The following is a 15,760-nucleotide window of genomic DNA, read 5'->3' on the forward strand; positions in this document are numbered from 1 at the left end:
TCTGACGCAGACCTCGACCGCTCTCGCCGACGGGTCCGCGTGCCCTCACCCACCCCGATGCCACGACGCGACGCCGCAGCCGCCGTCCCCCGAGCCGGGGTCGGCGGCTGCGTCGTCGAGGCGGCGCTGCGTCTCAGAGGGCGAGGTGCGGACGGAGGCGCTGGGGGGTCCACATGCGCTGCGAGCGGGCGGAGAGCACCGTGATCGTGCCTGCGACGATGATCCACGCGACGAGCGAGGCGATCGCCGGCCCGACGTGCAGCCCACCCCCCGCGATGAGGGAGCGGAACGCGTTGACCCCGTAAGTGAGGGGCAACCAGGGGTGCATGGCCTGGAAGAACCCGGGCGAGGTCTGGATCGGGTACGTCGCCCCCGCCGCCGAGAGCTGCAGCACGACGAGGATGAGGGCGACGAAGCGCCCCTTGGTGCCGAGTGCCGCGACGAGGGCCTGGTTGATCGCCACGAACGCCAACGACGTGAGGATCGCCAGGGCGAACAGGGCGGGCAGGTGCGCCACGTCGAGATCGACCCAGTACCGCACGACGAGGACCTGCAGCACGGCCTGGCAGATGCCGAGCAGCGCCGGCGGCGCGTACCCCGCGAGAGCGACCCGCCAGGACGCCGCGGTCGAGGCGATCGCGCGCTTGGGCAGCGGCCGGATGACGAAGAACATGCCCATCGCACCGACCCAGAGGCCGATCGACATGAAGTACGGCGCGAGCCCGTGCCCGTACCCGGGGACGGCGTTGAGGCGGCTCACGTCGGCGTGGACGGGGTCCGCCACGACCTCGCTGAGGTCCTTGCGCTCGTCCTTGGTGAAGGAGGGCGCCTTCTCGGCCCCCCTCTGCAGACCGTCGGCGAGCTCGCCGCTCCCCTTCGCGAGTTCCTTGCTCCCGTCGGCGAGTTTGCCGGCGCCGTCGTTGAGCTTCTTGGCCCCGTCGTGCGCGTCCGAACTGCCCTTGGCGAGCTTCTGGGCGCCGTCGTCGAGCTTGTTCGCGCCCTCGGCCGCGTCCTTGGCACCGCCGGACAGGCCCACCGCGCCGCCGGCGACCTTCGCCGACCCGTCGGCGAGCTGGTCGGCGGCCGTCGACGCACTCTGGATGCCGCCCACGAGTTTGGGTGTGGCCGCCGCGAACCGATCCAGACCGTCGGAGAGCTTCCCCGCGCCCGTCGCGAGCTGACCGGCCGCGGTCGAGAGGCGGTCGGCGCCGGTCGCCGCGTCGCCGATGCCCTTGGCGAGGGCGGGCACGCCGTCGGCGAGCTTGACGAGGCCGTCGCGCAGCGGCGCCGCCCCCGCACCGAGTCGGGTCGCGCCCTCGGCCACCTGGGTGGCGCCCGCCGCGTACTTCGTCGCGCCGTCCGCGAACTTCGTCGCACCGTCGGCCAGGGCCTGGGCGCCCGTCGCGAGCTGACCCGCGCCTTGGGCGACCGGGGCCGCCCCACCGGCGAGCCGCTCGGCCCCCGCCGCGACGACCGTGGATCCCTCGGCGACCTCGGGGCCCTTCTCGGCGACCGCGGCGAGCTGCGCACAGTACTTCGGGTCCGCGCCCGACTGCTCACACGAACGGGCGAGCTGGGAGACGGCGCCGGTGTACTGCGCGGTGCCGTCCGCGGCCCTCCGGGCTCCCGTCGCGACGTCGTTCGCGCCCGTCGCCACCGTCTGCGCCCCCTCGGAGAGGCGCGTCAGGCCGGCGGCGAGCGGACCGGCACCGGCCTCGAGGCCCGCTGCACCCTTCGTGAGTTCGGCCGCGGCCGGCGCGAGCTGCTGCCCCGCCTGACCGAGGGCGGTGGCACCGTCGGCGAGCGTCGTCGCGCCGTCGGCGAGCGCCCGGGTCTGGGTGGGCAGCTCCGACAGCGGCGCCTGGGCACGCGAGAGGCCGTCGCTGAGCGCCGTGGCCCCCTCGGCGAGTCGACGGTTGCCGTCGGCCAGCTGGGTCGCGCCCGCAGACAACTGCCCCACCTGGTCGGGAAGCGCCGACGTGGCCGAGTTGAGCTGCGAGAGCCCCTGGGCGAGCTGCTTGTTGCCGTTGGCGACGGCTCCTGCACCCGTGGCCAACGTGCTCGCCCCACCAGAGAGCTGGCCGAGACCACCGGACAGGTCCCCCGTGCCGGACGCGAGCCGGTCGGCCCCGGTCGCGAGATCGGACAGGCCGACCGTGAGCCGCTGCGTCCCCTGATCCAGTTGGGAGGCGCCACCGGAGAGGTCCTTGGACCCCTTGGCGAGCTTGCCCGCGCCCTCACCGGCGTCGGTGAGGTTCTCCTTGACGGTGTTGAGACCGATGTAGACGTTGTCGAGGTACTGCTCGCTGAGCTGGCTGCCCACCTCCCCCGCGACGACGCGGCCGATCGTGGCCGCGATGTTGCCCGAGAGGTAGCTGACCGCGTCGTTGGTCTGCAGGTCCATCGTCGCCTGATGGACCGAGTCCGCGTGCTGGGTCGAGACGGCCGCCTTCGAGAAGCCCTTGGGAATGGTGAGCACGGCGTAGTAGGTGCCGTCCTTCAGTCCCGCGTCGGCCTTCTCGTCGTCGGTGAGCTCCCAGTCGAGGTTCTGCTGATCGGTGCTCGTCGTGAGCTTGGACGCGACGAGTCGCCCCACCATGACGGGCTGCTTCTTGCCGTCCGAGCCCTTGACCTCGACCATCTCGTCGTGGTTGACGACGGCGGCCCGCATGCCGTCGAGGTGCGTGGTGACGTCGCGGTTGGCCCACACGAGCAGACCGCCGTAGAGGCTGGGCACGGTCATGATCGCGACGAGCACGATGCGGTTGAACAGGGAGCCGGAGAATCGTCGGAACTCCGCGCTGGACAGGGAGGGGAGGAAGGGCATCACGGGATCACCTTCGAAGAGTGATGGTGCAGATCGTCGGGGTCGGCCTCGTCGCCGTCGGCGGGTCGATCGATGCGTCGATCGAGGGGGTGGTCGCCGTGTCGGTCGGCGTCGTCGTCGACCGCGGTCAGGATGCGGGTGCGCGTCGGGTCGCCGCCGTCGGCCTCCCGGGAGTCGCGCAGGTGGACCAGGGGCCGGACCGCCTCGCCGTCGGTGCGCGCCCCCCGCCGGGTGTGCGGCATGGCCTCGTCGGCGGGGCGATCGTCGACGGTCTCCCCTCCGGCGTGCTGCATGACGGACTCCCGCGACACGGCACCCTCGTTCCGGTCGTCGTCGACGCCGGCATCGTCGTCGCGGGCATCGTCGGCGCGGTCGTCGTCGTGGTCGGCGTCCGCGCGGAGATCGTCGCGGGTCCTGCCTCCCCCGGCGGCCGGCACCATGCGGGCGTCCTCGACCGGGCCCGCGCCCGCCACCTGACCACGACCGACCTCGACGATCCGCACCTCTTCGACCGGGACCCCGGCGAGTCTCGCGACGTTCTCGGGGGTGATGGGTGCGGTGCGGGTCGCCATGACGGACAACGGGTGGCCGGTCTCGCGGACGGCCCGCACGAGGTGACCGACACCGGCGACGACGGCCCACCGGTCGGCGTCGGAGCGCAGTTCGCCGTTCTCGTCGATGGCGAGGATCCGCGGCCCCTCGGTGAGCGCGAGCACGACCCCGAACAGCTCGCGTTCGACGCTGTTGAGGTCACCGACGTACCAGGTGGGTTCGACATGGGTGCGAGGCACGACCGCGCCCTTGATCTGGCGGGCCGCGACGAGTGCGGCCGTGAAGCGGTCCATCACCGCGTCGATGTCCTTGCGTCGCGCCCAGGGCATGAGCGTGCGGGAGGACAGACGCTCGGCGATGTGTCCCGAGAGGGTGAGGGAGTTCTCGAGGTCGTTGATGCCCGGCATCTCCGCGAGGGCGACGTGGCGCTGCACCGCGGGCGCCTGCTCGGGAAGCACGTACCCGGCGACCTCGACGACGCCGGACTCGAACTTCATCCGACCGGCGAGCATGAGCAGGATCGAGGTCTTGCCGGAGCCGTCCGGGCCCTGGATCACGCAGACGCCCGGCTCGTCGAACTCGACGTCGAGGTCGGAGACGACGACGCCTCGGGCGCCGCGGATCGTCACGTTCCTGGCCTCCACGACGCGATCCGGGTGTTCGCGCACCTCGCGGGTGCGTTCGAGGTGGTCCTGCACGACGCCTCCTTCGACGTCGACGTGGGGCAGTCGCGTGTCGAGGAACGCGGGGAAACGCCACGTGTGGGGGCCGCACAACGCAAGCGCGGCGGGCACGAAGATCATCCGGACGACGAGCGCGTCGAGGAACACGCCGACGGCGAGGCCGAGGGCGATGGGCTTGAGGTTGGCGTCGGCGTGCGGGACGAACGAGGCGAACACCGCGACCATGATCGCCGCGGCGGCCGCGACGACGGGACCGGAGGAGGTGAAGCCGCCGACGATCGCGTCGGTGGCCGAGGCGCCCCGCACGTACGCCTCCCGCATGCGCGAGACGAGGAAGACCTGGTAGTCCATCGCGAGGCCGAACAGCACGCCCATGACGATGATCGGCATGAAGCTGATGATGGGTCCGAGGCGGGTGACCCCGAGGGGATCGGCGAACCACCCGTGCTCGAAGACGCCCGCGATGATGCCGAAGGCCGCGCTCGTGGAGAGCACGAATCCCAGCGTCGCGATGAAGGGCACGAGCAGCGAGCGGAACACGATCGTGAGCAGCAGCAGTGAGAGCCCCATGACGACGAGCGCGAACGGCACCGTCGCCCGCGCGAGCCGGTCGGAGACGTCGATCTGGATCGCCGTGTGACCGGTGACCGCGAGGTGGGTGTCGTACCTGTTCTCGAGATCCGGGAGGCGGTCGCGCAGGTCGCGAACGAGATCGGCGGTGCGCGCCTCGGTCGGGCCCGTCGTGGGGATGACGACGACGACGCCGGTGTCGGCGTTCCGGTTGGGCGTCGACAGGGCGATGCGGTCGACCCCGGGGATCTTCGCGATCTCCTTCTCGAGATCGTCCATGAGCGCGACCGGGTCCTCGGACTTGATGATGTCGGCGGTGATGAGCAGCGGCCCGTTGTCACCCGCGCCGTAGTGCTCGGTGACGAGGTCGTAGGCCCGACGCGGCGACTCGGTGACCGCCATCGAACCGTTGTCGGGCAGCGCGAGGCGGAGAGAGAGCGCGGGCACGGCGAGCGCGACGAGGGCCGCGGTGACGACGACGACGGTGACGAGCGGAGCCTTCGTCACGGCGCGGACCCAGCGATTTGCCCACCGGCTCTGGTGCACGCCGTGGTCGACGTCATCACCGCCACCGGCGCCGTCGGCGTCATCCTCGACACCGGCGTCACCCTCACCGGCGACACCCCCTCCGTCGCCGTCGGCGCGGTCGGCACGGCCGTGGACCCGGGCGGCCCGGGGGGTGAGGCGCGCGCCGAGCAGCCCCATGAGCGCGGGCAGGAGCGTGATCGAGCTGAGGACGGCGACGGCGACGCCACCGGACGCGGCGACACCCATCGTCGACAGGAACGGAAGGCCCGCGAGGGAGAGCCCGAGAAGGGCGATGAGAACCGTGAGACCGGCGAAGACGACCGCCCCGCCGGCGGTCGCGATCGCGAGCGCGGCGGACTCCTCGGGGTCGGTGCCGGTCGCCAGTTGCTCGCGGTGGCGGGCGAGGATGAACAACGCGTAGTCGATGCCGACGGCGACACCGATCATGAGCGCGAGCAGCGGCGCGGTCCCCGGCACCGCGACCGCGGCGGTGGCCGTCATGATGATCGCGCCCGTGGCCCCCGCCCCGGCGAGCGCCGAGATGACCGGGAGCCCCGCCGCGCGGATCGACCTGAACATGAGGTAGAGGACGAGCAACGCGACCCCGAGGCCGATGACCTCGGTGACGGAGATCGCGGGCGGAGCCGCCATGAACGCCGACCCCCCGACCTCCGCCGTGTAGCCCTTGGCACGGAGCGGATCGACCGAGGAGGTCAACTCGTCGAGGGTCTCCCGGGGGACGTCGACGGACTGCGCGTCCAGCTGCACGTTGACGAGGGCGGCGCGGTGATCGTCGCTGAGCGCACCCTCGACGTCCTCGTCATAGGGGTCGGCGACCTCGGCCACGCCCTCGATCTTCTCGACGCGCGAGACGAGGGCGCTGACGTCGGCGCGCGTGCCCGAGTCCGTCGCGGTGCGACCCGGCGGGACCACGACGACCATCTGGGCCGAGGCTCCACTCAACTCCGGGAACCGGCCCTCGAGGGCGTCGAGGGCCTCCTGGCCCTGGGAACCCGGCACCTCGTAGACCTCACTCGTGCCCTTGCCGAGGAGCCCGGCGGAGGCGCCGAGCAACGCGAGGATCACGAGCCAGGCACCGAGGACCCGGCCCGCGTACCGGTAGCAGACCTGACCCAGCTCGAACAGGTAGGTCGACACGGGCGGCTCCTCCGCAGGCGATTCGATACAGGGTCGTATTCGATTCACGACTGTACTCGATACGATCCTGTATCGTGAAGTCGACAGCAGGACGTTCATGCGCAAGAAAGGCCCTACCGATGGCGGCATTCGGCGGCACGGGCACCGCGCCGGCGCGGGAGTCATCGTCGCAGACCAACCGGGCCGTCTCCACCCGGAGGCAGGCCACCCGCGAGCGTCTTCTCGACGCCACGCGCGACGTCGTCGGCACCAAGGGCTACCACGGGGCCAGCGTCGAGGAGATCTGCGAGGCCGCCGGATTCACCCGCGGCGCCTTCTACTCCAACTACGCCGACAAGGACGAGATCGTCCTCGCACTCGTCGAACGCGAGCAGGAGCGCGTCTTCCGGGCCATGCACGAGGAGTCGGGCATCCACGGGGCCGACAGCCTCGAGGCGACGATCGACGCATTGCTCGCCGCCCAGGAGCCGGACCGCGGTCTGTTCCTCCTCCAGGCCGAGATCATGCTGCTCGCCCTGCGCACCCCCGATTTCACACGCGTGGCCGCCACGGCCGAGCGCATGTTCCGTTCCCGGATCGCCGACATCCTCGCCATCGGGCTCCATCACCTCCGGCTCGAGCCGATCATCGACCTCGACGCGATGGCCGAGTGCATCTCCGCCATCACCTCCCGCTCGATCCAGCACGCCATGCTCGCCGGGGAGGACGACCTCCTCGCCCTCGCGCGCCTCACCCTGCCCCACATCGTCCGGAGCCTCACTCGCGCGACGCAGGCCACGCCGACCGACGCGTCGAACCCCTCGGCCTGAGAGGAACCCCTCGGCCTGAGAGTCGAGACCGGGCCGAGATCCGCACGAGACGGGTGTCTTGCGAACCGCACTCTCGGCTGTCAGAGCTCAGACCTCGACCTGAGAATGATGGTGGCCAGCCCTCGACCTCAGCTCGACGTCGATACTCGGCGTGGCGTGGATCGTGTTCCGGCGCGTGAAGATTCGCGTCCCACGTCCTTGAGTCGGCGTGCTCGGGGTCGATGGGATCCCCGATGAGGACGGGTCGGTTGTCGATGCGCGCGAGGCCCAGGCCCCGGGGCGGGGAGGCGTCTCGCCGCTCCGTGCTGCTGCTGGGCGGCCTCGGCGCCGGGGCCTTCCTCGCGGGGCGATGGGTGGCCGACCCGGCCGCCGCGACGTCCACCGCACCCGCCGGACGTCACGAGGCGGGTCTCCCCCCGACGCCGACGCCGCCGGCCGCGGGGTCCCCTCCCGACGAGCCCCGGAGCTCGGGGGCGATCGGGCACTGGCAGGCCTCGGGGCACGAGGCCTCGGACGCCGCCACCGACCTCGCCGCGGCCACCGGTGACGGGGTGCATCTGCTCGGCGACTCGATCGGCGCTCGTCTCCTGCCCGCCCTGCGGGCCCGCGTGTCGGGGCGCCCGCTCTCCTACGACGTGTGGAACGGTCGGCCCACGCCGGCCGCCCTCGACACGTTGGCACGGACGTCCGCCGAGCGTGGACTCGCGCCGACGGTGCTCGTCGTGTGCGGCAGCAACGACATCTTCGATCCATGGCAGCTCGAGCAGCAGGTCGACCGGGCCCGCGAGATCGTGGGTCGACGGCGGCTCCTCTGGGTCACCCCGTTCGTGAGCCGCCCCAGCGCCCCGGCCGCCGACATGAGGAACTCTGCGGTCCTCGGTCTCGCCCTCGAACGCGCGGCCGCGGTCGGCACGGTCGAACTCGTGCGATGGTTCGAGTACCTCGCGCGCCTACCGGGAGACACCTCGGACCACGTCGAGGACGGCCTCCACCCCACGCCCCGCGGGGCCGCCGCGCTCGCCGACCTGGTGCTCGCCTCGCTGCACTGACCCGTCGTCGGCGTCAGTCCCTCGGCGTCCCGGCGACCTCGAAGCGCACGCGCCGCTCCTGCGGCAACGCCTCACGAAGGATCACCCGCACCCGGGCACCGAGCTCTGCCCGACCGTCCGCCGAACCGACGACCGCCGGCTCGGCGAGCTGCACGACGAGTCCCTTCTCCCCGCGGTCCTCGACGACGACCGCCTCGAAGCTCTCCCCCACCCGGTGGGCGAGTTCGGCGGCCTCGGCGGCGTTCGTGCACGCGCGGGAGACCGCCGCCGCCTTGCGGTCGCTCTCCCCCATGATCTCCGGCAGCTCCGGCAGGGCCTCACGAACCCAGGCGGGAACCTCCTCGCCCGCATCGAGCGCGGCGCAGACCGCGAGACCGAACCTGTCCACGAGGCGCCGCAGCGGGGCGGTGACGTGCGCGTACGGCGCGGCGATGGCCGAGTGGAGAGGGCGCTCCGGTGGGGTCCCGTCGAAGGGGGTGTAGCCCGCGCCGCGGAACAGACCGGTCGCGGCATGGACGAGCGCGAGGTGGGTCGGGTTCGCCCCGTCGAGGGTGCGGAGGAACTCGCCGTAGGACATCGACTCGGGCCAGGCGATGCCGAGGGCGCTCGCCTGGCGACGGAAGCGGTCGAGGTCCTTCTCCACCGGCGCGGGCATCGTGCGGAGGACACCGACACCGCCGGCGAGCATCATGTCCGCGGCGGCCATGCCCGTGAGCAGGGAGACGTGGGCGTTGTGGACCTCCGCCGGCACGAGCGGGCGGTAGGTGAGCAGGTAGGTGCCGTCGGCCTGCTTCTCGATCTCCTGGTCGGGCAGCTCGAGGCTCGCACCCCCGCGGGCACGTTCCGCCTCCGCACGCAGCTCGCCGATCCGGGCGAGCAGGGGGAGCTGCGGGTCGGTGCGGGGGTCGACCGCCTCGCCCCCACCCTCGAGCAGGGCCTGCACCCGCTGATAGTCGTAGCGGGCGAGGCTGCGCACCCGTTGCCGGGCCACATGCGCCTCGCGGAGCTCACCGGCGGCGTCGAGGCGCAGATCCCACACGTAGGCGGCCCGCTCGACCCCGGGCAGCAGGCTGCACGCGTCCTCACTGAGGACCCGCGGGTGCAGGGGTGCGGTCTCGTCGGGCAGGTAGAGGGTCTGTCCACGGCGACGGGCCTCGGTGTCGATCGCCCCGCCCGGACGCACGACGTCGCCGAGATCCGCGATGGCGTACCGCACCCGGTGGCCGTCGCCGTCGGATTCGAGGTGCATGGCCTGGTCGAGGTCCATGCTGCCCGCCGGGTCGATGGTGAAGAACGGCAGGTCGGTCGCATCCGGCAGGGCGGCAGCCGCATCCTGCGCCCGACCGACCGCCTCTCGCGCCTCGGCCTCGACCTCGGGCGGGAAGCCGTCGGGCACGTCGAACTCGGCGCGGATCGCCGCGAGGGCGTTCTCGACGGCGCCGGTGTGGTCGTCGGCACCGGCGAGGCGGTAGCTGGGGAGCGGCATGGCCCCAGGGTAGGAGACGCCCCCTCACGGCGCTCCCGTTCCGTCGCGTCCCGCGAGGCGACCTCGTCGATGCCCCCACGACCTGCGCGGATGTCGGCGATGAGTCACCGGGCGTGGTGCGACGGGGTGGCGGGCGTCACCGGAGGTGCGAGGTGTCGTTGACGAACTCGACGACCACTCCCCCGTCCCGCCACGACCGGATCGAGGTGAGCGAACACGGCGCGGACGCCAGACGCCACACGTGGGGACGATCCATCCCGAGGACGTCGGCGAGGATGACACCGATCGGTCCTCGATGGGTGACGAGGACGAGCGCAGGCGAGACCGAGGGCCCCCCGATCCCGGCACGCGTGGCCCGACCATCGCCCGAGCGAGGACCGCCGGCGCGAGCATCCGTGGAGGCCGCGACGGCGGCGGCGTCGTCACGGACCTCGTCGACCAGGCGACGGACGGCCGGCAGCACCCGCTCGGCGAGTTGCGCGTAGCTCTCCCCACCGGGGGGCGGCACGTCCTCGGCCGTGCGGGAACGCTGCAGGGCCGCGGGATCCTCTCGGGTGATCTCGGCGACGGTGCGCCCCTCCCAGGCCCCGAAGCACAGCTCGTCGAGGTCGGCCTCCGCCTCGGCCGTGACGCCCAGCCCGGCCGCGACGTACTCGCCCGTCTGCCGGGCGCGCTGCAGCGACGAGGTGACGACGCGGACGAGGCCGTCCCGCCCGAGGAACGACGCCACACCCCGACCCGCGGCCTCGGCCTGGGCGATCCCCTCGGCGGTGAGGGCCGGGTCGCCGCCGCCGCGGCCGTCGAGACGTCCGTGCCGGGTGTACTCCGTGACCCCGTGACGCACGAGGACGATCCGGACCGGCGGGGACAGATCGGGGCCGGCGGTGCTCGCCGGGGCGATCGCGCTGCGCCTGCTCCGGACCGGGGCGTCGCCGGGGTCGGTCGCGTAGACGGGAGCGGCCGGACCCGCCGACCCGCGGGTCCGCATCGCCGCGGCCGCGCGGTTCGGGGCGGCGGCCTCGGCGTCGTCGACCTGCGCAACGCCCGCCTCGTCCTCGGCCCGCGCCTCGTTCTCGTTCACCGGGGCAGCGACCTCGTCCGCGGCAGCCGAGGGGCCGGTCGCCTCTGGGGCCTCCGACGGCGCCGCCCGGCCACCGATCCCGTCACGCCAGCCGGGCGGCGGGGCCACGGCAGAGGCCTCGTCACGGGGCACGGCCCCCCCGTCCGGCACCGCCGGACCGCTCCCGCCGCCCGGCGCTGCCCCGGGCACCCGGTCGACGTGGTGACCGTCCATGCCCTCGTTCGACAGGGCGTCGGCGGCCTTGTTCTGCGCGCGGGGGATCCACTCGTAGGAGACGGACCCGCCATCGGCCTCGATCGCCCGCACGATCTCCCGGGCCTCCACGGCGAGCCGCTGCATGTCGGCGTGCTTGATCTTCCACCGGCCGCTCATCTGCTCGACGACGAGCTTGGAGTCCATCCGGACCTCGACCCGCACGGGCTCACCGGCCGCCTCCTCGTGGGCGGCGCGCAGACCGACGATGAGGCCGGTGTACTCGGCGACGTTGTTGCTCACCCGCCCGAGCGGCGCGGCCAGCTCGCGGAGCACCCGGCGCTCCTCCCGGACGAGGGCTCCGAAGCCGGCGACGCCGGGGTTGCCGCGCGAACCGCCGTCGGCCTCGACGACGAGACGACGCACCCCGCTCACAGCCCGGACTCGTTCACGCGGACGAGGATCCGGCGGCACTCCTCGCACCGCAGCACGTCGTCCTCGGCTGCGCGGGCGACCCGGTCGAGATCGCTCGCCCCGAGTTCGAGGTGGCAGCCCTCGCACCGACGCTGCCGGAGCGCGGCGGCGCCGGAGCCGGACGTGGCGCGGATCTTCTCGTACAGCGCGAGCAGGTCGGCCGGGATCTCCGCTGCGATCCCCGCTCGGCGCGCCGCGACCTGGGAGCGTTCGTCCTCGAGCTGCGCGGTGGCCGTCCCGGTCGCTGCGAGGGCCCCGTCCTGCCGGGCGACGAGGGGCCCTCGGGCGCCCTCGAGTTCGGCCAGGCCCGCTTCGGCCTGTTCGGCCCGCTCCATGACCTCCAACTCGACCTCTTCGAGGTCGTGCTGCCGCTGCGCGAGCGATTCGAGGTCCTGGGTGAGGGCCTGCAGGTCCTTCGCCGACCCCTGACCGGCGTCGAGCCGGGCGCGGTTGCGCGCGGCCCGGGTGCGCACCGCCTCGACCTCCCCCTCGGCCGCGCTGAGCTCCTGCCCGATGCCCTCCGCGTCGGCGCGGGCGCGGGCGATCGCGGCATCGAGCGCGGTGAGGTCTGCGGTGATCGCGTCGAGAGCCGCCCGCTCCGGCAGGGTCGCGAGCCGGTGGGCGATCTGCGCCTCACGCGTATCGGCCTCCTGCAGATCGAGCAGGCGGTGTTGCAGGCTGGGATCGGCCTTCACGGTGGATCCTCTCGGGTCGGGCGGGCGGAGGTCGACGGTCGGGACCGGGGGGTCTCGGGCGCACCGGTCGGCGAACCGGTCAGTGGTGGTCCTCAGACGTCGGAGGCGGCGGAGTCGCCGAGGACGTCGGCGAGGTCGCGGGCGCCGACGGTGAAGGTCCACGGGTCGGTGACGAGCGTGCTCACGTGGTGCTCGATCGACGCCCCTGCGTCACCGAGTGCCGCGAGCGCCGAACGCAGGCGGGTGGAGACGTCGGCGAGCCACAGGTACTCGGTCGCGTAGTGACCGCCGTCGACGAGGTACGGCGGGCCGCCCCTGGCCTCCTCGCGCGCCTCGAGGGCGGGGTGGTGCCGCAGGTCCGAGGTGACGTAGACGTCGGCTCCGCACGAACGGACGGCGTCGAAGAGCGAATCCCCCGCCCCACCGAGGACGGCGATCCGCCGCACCGGTGCCCCCGGCGGGCCGGACACCCGGATGCCCCCGGCGGTCGCGGGCAGACGGGAGGCGACCCGACGCGCGAGGTCACCGAGGGAGATCGATTCGGTCAGGTCACCGACACGCCCGAGGTCCGCGCCCTCCTCGACCGTGAGCGTGTCGACGCGGTCCAGACCGCAGGCGGAGGCGAGGGCGTCGCACACGCCGGGCCAGGCGACGTCGGCGTTGGTGTGCGCCGAGTAGAGCGCGATGTCGGCGACGACGAGCGCCGTGACCGTGGCGCCCTTCGCGCTCGTCGTGGCCACGGAGTGCACCCCGCGCAGGAGCAGCGGGTGATGGGTGAGCAGCAGGTCGGCCCCGGCGTCACGCGCCTCCTCGACGACCGCGAGGGTGGGGTCCACCGCGTAGTGGATGCGCCGGATCGGCTGCTCGGGGTCGCCCGTCGTGAGCCCGACCCGGTCCCACGACTGCGCCGTGTCCGGTGGGTAGAACCGCTCGAGCACCTCGAGGACGGCCCCGAGCGTGACGCTGTCCTCGGCGCGGGTGAACCGCGACCGGTCCTCACCACCGGACGTCGCTGTGGGTGTGTCGCCGGCCATCTGCCCTCCCGCTGAGGTGGATTCGTTCCCGTCGCCCCGCCCTGCCGACGACGCGTCGGTGGGCCGCCGTCGGTGATTCTCGCCCCCCACGCGCGCTCCTGGGTCGGACGTGCGCTGCACACCGGATACCGACTCCTCGCACCAGGAGGCTCCGGTGTGAGGCGTCGGTTCGGGGTGCGCAGTGCCCCGGGGCCGATGCGTGGGCCCGGCCGGGCTCGAACCGACGACACCCGCGGTGTAAACGCGGTGCTCTACCACCTGAGCTACAGGCCCTGCCACCCGTGACGCCGGATGAGCCCGGCCATTGTGACATCTCCGGTGTCCCGTCGCGGACGGCGACGCGGCGTGGCTCGTTCCGCGCAAGGTCCATCGAGGATCGGAGCCTGGCGTGGCGGTCATGCCGTCCACCGCCGCCGACCCGCGCTCCCCGGTCGCCGGGCGTCTGTCCCCCCGCGCGCCGTGGCCGTGGCGACCGACCTGGCCGCAGGTGTCACGGATTCCGCCGTTCGTCCAGATCGATCATGTCCTCGCCCACGGTTTCGCCGTCGCCGACGAGGAAATCGTCCACGTTCCGGCACCGACCACGCCGGGGTGACCGCGAGGCTGCGACGCCCCTGACCCGGGCCGCCCGCTCAGGCGCCGATGAGCGACGCCATCGTCGAGTGGAACCCGGCGAAGTCGCGTCTCTCGCCCGGCTCGGTGACGAGCGACCACGCGATCGTGCCGTCGGGCACGACGAGGAACGTCCCGCGCGTCGCGAACCCGCCGGACTCCTCGAACACCCCGTAGTCCCGGGCGACCGCGCCGTGCGGCCAGAAGTCCGACAACAGCGGGAAGAAGAACGCCTCGGCGTCGTCCCACGCGCGCAGCGTGAACATCGGGTCGCAGCTCAGCGCGACCGTGCCCACGTGCTCATTCTGGAACCTCGCCAGGTCGTCGCGGATCTCCTGCAGCTCACCGGAGCAGATCCCCGAGAACGCGAAGGGGTAGAAGACGAGCAGGGTCGCTCGATGGGCCGTCAACTCCTCGAGCGTGACGACCTTGCTGAACTGGTTGGACAGCGCAAAGGACGGCGCCACGGCACCCACGGAGAGCGGAGTCATCGCCCCAGTGTGCCAAGGAAAGCCACCGCGCCGCGCGCCGTCACCCCGATGACGCCCGGTCGTGGCCCCGGGTCAGCGCCGGGCGGTCTTGGGTGCGACCAGTCGCGTGGCCGACCACTCCGGGGTGAGGTTGACGCTCACCGAGGCGTGGAGACCCGCGGTGTCGGCGGCCTCGGCCACGTCGCTGGGGTCGACGTTCCCCGCCAGGCCGACCTTGGGGGTGAGCAGGACGATGAAGCCCGTGTCCTCGAGGGTGACGAGGGCGTCGACGAGGGCGTCGGTGAGGTCACCGTCGTTGTCGCGCCACCACAGGAGCACCGCGTCCACGACCTCCTCGTAGTCCTCGTCCTCGAGGCGTCCTCCGACGACCTCCTCGATCTGTGAACGAAGCTCGTCGTCGACGTCGTCGTCGTACCCGAGCTCGAGGACCACCTGGCCTTCGGTGAAGCCCAGTTTGGAAACCGGACCCGCCGTGGACGTGCCAACCACGCGCATCAACCTCTCTGAAGTGGGCGGCCTGGCCGTCCCGATGTACCGTTTCGACACTAGTGCAGCGGCTCACGTGCGTTTCTGCAAGCACGTCCCGCCGCCGGGCAGGGGATTTTCCACCCAGCCGTGTGGGCGAACGCGCCCCTGGACGAGGACGAGGGCAGTGGGTCGACGGACAGGGCGGACCCCCGCGTTGCGGGTCGAGATGAGCGAGACGGCACCCTCCGTACGCCCCCGACCCGACACCGTGGCCGTCGAGGAACCCCTCGAGGTGCGGGTGGGCGGCGTCGCGCTCACGACGACGATGCGCACGCCCGGAGACGACTTCGACCTCGCGCTCGGCTGGCTGCTCTCGGAACGGGCGATCGACCGCGCCGAGGACGTCGCGGCGATGATGCACTGCACCGACGTCGATGCGTCCGGCTCCCCGACGTTCAACGTCGTCGACGTGACCCTCGCCCCCGGGGTCGAGCTGTCGGACGGAGTGTCGGCGCGCCACGACTACACCTCGAGTGCCTGCGGCATCTGCGGCAGCGAGAGCATCGAGGCGGTCATGCACGCCGACACCCCCGATCTCCGCGCGAGCGGCGGCGACGTGCGGGTGGACCCCGAGGTCCTCTGCGGCCTCGTCGACACGATGCGCGCCCACCAACACGGTTTCGACCGCACCGGGGGCGTCCACGCCGCCGCGCTGTTCACCACCGACGGCGAGTTGCTCTGCGTGCGCGAGGACGTCGGGCGCCACAACGCCGTCGACAAGCTCGTCGGTTGGGCGGCGCGTGAGGGACGGGACCTGCGTGCGGGACACGTCCTGGTCGTCAGCGGCCGGGCGGGTTTCGAACTGGTCCAGAAGTGCGTGCTCGCGGGGATCCCCGTCATGGCCGCCGTCTCGGCGCCCACGAGCCTCGCCGTGGAGCTCGCGCGCCGTGCCGGGCTCACCCTCGTGGGCTTCCTGCGCCCGCCCCGGTTCACCGTCTACGAGGGCGCCGAACGCCTGGGGCTCGCCTGAGGGAGGCGAATCCCGACCGCA

General features: G+C 72.8%; 12 protein-coding genes and 1 tRNA gene. 4 read left to right on the forward strand and 9 right to left on the reverse strand.

All coding sequences use genetic code 11. The features are described 5' to 3' along the window. Positions 1–133: 133 nt before the first annotated feature. Positions 134–2,827 (reverse strand): YhgE/Pip domain-containing protein, encoded by a 2,694-nt coding sequence (locus RT054_RS04615; RefSeq protein ID WP_313022507.1) that lies wholly within the window; start codon positions 2,825–2,827, stop codon positions 134–136. Continuing rightward, positions 2,827–6,318, reverse strand: coding sequence for an MMPL family transporter (locus RT054_RS04620; RefSeq protein WP_313022322.1), 3,492 nt, complete (start codon positions 6,316–6,318; stop codon positions 2,827–2,829). Before RT054_RS04620 ends, RT054_RS04615 begins: the two co-directional genes overlap by 1 nt. 119 nt (positions 6,319–6,437) lie before the next feature. Between RT054_RS04620 and RT054_RS04625 the strand changes: the two genes are divergently transcribed. Beyond that, positions 6,438–7,127: a TetR/AcrR family transcriptional regulator gene (locus RT054_RS04625; protein ID WP_313022323.1), complete on the forward strand. Its 690-nt coding sequence runs from the start codon at positions 6,438–6,440 to the stop codon at positions 7,125–7,127. Between the two features lie 302 nt (positions 7,128–7,429). Next, positions 7,430–8,176, forward strand: a complete 747-nt coding sequence (locus tag RT054_RS04630; RefSeq protein WP_313022324.1) for a GDSL-type esterase/lipase family protein — start codon at positions 7,430–7,432, stop codon at positions 8,174–8,176. Positions 8,177–8,189: 13 nt separating this feature from the next. On the opposite strand, the gene RT054_RS04635 is transcribed toward RT054_RS04630, so the two are convergent. The 5 genes from RT054_RS04635 to RT054_RS04660 all read right to left on the reverse strand — a co-directional run bounded on the left by RT054_RS04635 (position 8,190) and on the right by RT054_RS04660 (position 13,411). Further along, on the reverse strand, positions 8,190–9,662 hold the full coding sequence (locus RT054_RS04635; RefSeq protein WP_313022325.1) for an RNB domain-containing ribonuclease: 1,473 nt from the start codon (positions 9,660–9,662) through the stop codon (positions 8,190–8,192). Positions 9,663–9,798: 136 nt separating this feature from the next. Further along, positions 9,799–11,370, reverse strand: coding sequence for a histidine phosphatase family protein (locus RT054_RS04640; RefSeq protein ID WP_396837206.1), 1,572 nt, complete (start codon positions 11,368–11,370; stop codon positions 9,799–9,801). Beyond that, positions 11,367–12,104 (reverse strand): C4-type zinc ribbon domain-containing protein, encoded by a 738-nt coding sequence (locus RT054_RS04650; protein WP_313022326.1) that lies wholly within the window; start codon positions 12,102–12,104, stop codon positions 11,367–11,369. The genes RT054_RS04640 and RT054_RS04650 overlap by 4 nt, the downstream gene beginning before the upstream one ends. A gap of 92 nt (positions 12,105–12,196) precedes the next feature. Then, on the reverse strand, positions 12,197–13,138 hold the full coding sequence (locus tag RT054_RS04655; RefSeq protein WP_313022327.1) for a Nif3-like dinuclear metal center hexameric protein: 942 nt from the start codon (positions 13,136–13,138) through the stop codon (positions 12,197–12,199). A gap of 200 nt (positions 13,139–13,338) precedes the next feature. Further along, positions 13,339–13,411: transfer RNA gene (locus RT054_RS04660), tRNA-Val, on the reverse strand. A gap of 115 nt (positions 13,412–13,526) precedes the next feature. Here RT054_RS04660 and RT054_RS04665 point away from each other — a divergent pair. Then, complete coding sequence (locus tag RT054_RS04665) at positions 13,527–13,733, forward strand: hypothetical protein (RefSeq protein ID WP_313022329.1); 207 nt, start codon at positions 13,527–13,529, stop codon at positions 13,731–13,733. A 37-nt stretch (positions 13,734–13,770) separates the two neighbouring features. Here the strand turns inward: RT054_RS04665 and RT054_RS04670 are convergent, their stop codons facing one another. Next, positions 13,771–14,241, reverse strand: coding sequence for a peroxiredoxin (locus tag RT054_RS04670; protein WP_313022331.1), 471 nt, complete (start codon positions 14,239–14,241; stop codon positions 13,771–13,773). A gap of 72 nt (positions 14,242–14,313) precedes the next feature. Next, positions 14,314–14,736, reverse strand: a complete 423-nt coding sequence (locus RT054_RS04675) for a DUF3052 domain-containing protein (protein WP_312720270.1) — start codon at positions 14,734–14,736, stop codon at positions 14,314–14,316. A 199-nt stretch (positions 14,737–14,935) separates the two neighbouring features. Between RT054_RS04675 and fdhD the strand changes: the two genes are divergently transcribed. Then, positions 14,936–15,739, forward strand: coding sequence for a formate dehydrogenase accessory sulfurtransferase FdhD (gene fdhD, locus RT054_RS04680; protein WP_313022332.1), 804 nt, complete (start codon positions 14,936–14,938; stop codon positions 15,737–15,739). Positions 15,740–15,760 lie beyond the last annotated feature (21 nt).

Source organism: Mobilicoccus sp. (assembly GCF_032060985.1).
Taxonomy (GTDB): Bacteria; Actinomycetota; Actinomycetes; order Actinomycetales; family Dermatophilaceae; genus Mobilicoccus.

Bases quoted from the DNA above. Each gene is read 5' to 3' on its own strand.
- RT054_RS04615 (WP_313022507.1), bottom strand. From the start codon at position 2,827: ATGCCCTTCCTCCCCTCCCTGTCCAGCGCGGAGTTCCGACGATTCTCC.
- RT054_RS04625 (WP_313022323.1), top strand. From the start codon at position 6,438: ATGGCGGCATTCGGCGGCACGGGCACCGCGCCGGCGCGGGAGTCATCG.
- RT054_RS04635 (WP_313022325.1), bottom strand. From the start codon at position 9,662: ATGCCGCTCCCCAGCTACCGCCTCGCCGGTGCCGACGACCACACCGGC.
- RT054_RS04655 (WP_313022327.1), bottom strand. From the start codon at position 13,138: ATGGCCGGCGACACACCCACAGCGACGTCCGGTGGTGAGGACCGGTCG.
- RT054_RS04670 (WP_313022331.1), bottom strand. From the start codon at position 14,241: ATGACTCCGCTCTCCGTGGGTGCCGTGGCGCCGTCCTTTGCGCTGTCC.
- RT054_RS04675 (WP_312720270.1), bottom strand. From the start codon at position 14,736: ATGCGCGTGGTTGGCACGTCCACGGCGGGTCCGGTTTCCAAACTGGGC.
- fdhD (WP_313022332.1), top strand. From the start codon at position 14,936: ATGAGCGAGACGGCACCCTCCGTACGCCCCCGACCCGACACCGTGGCC.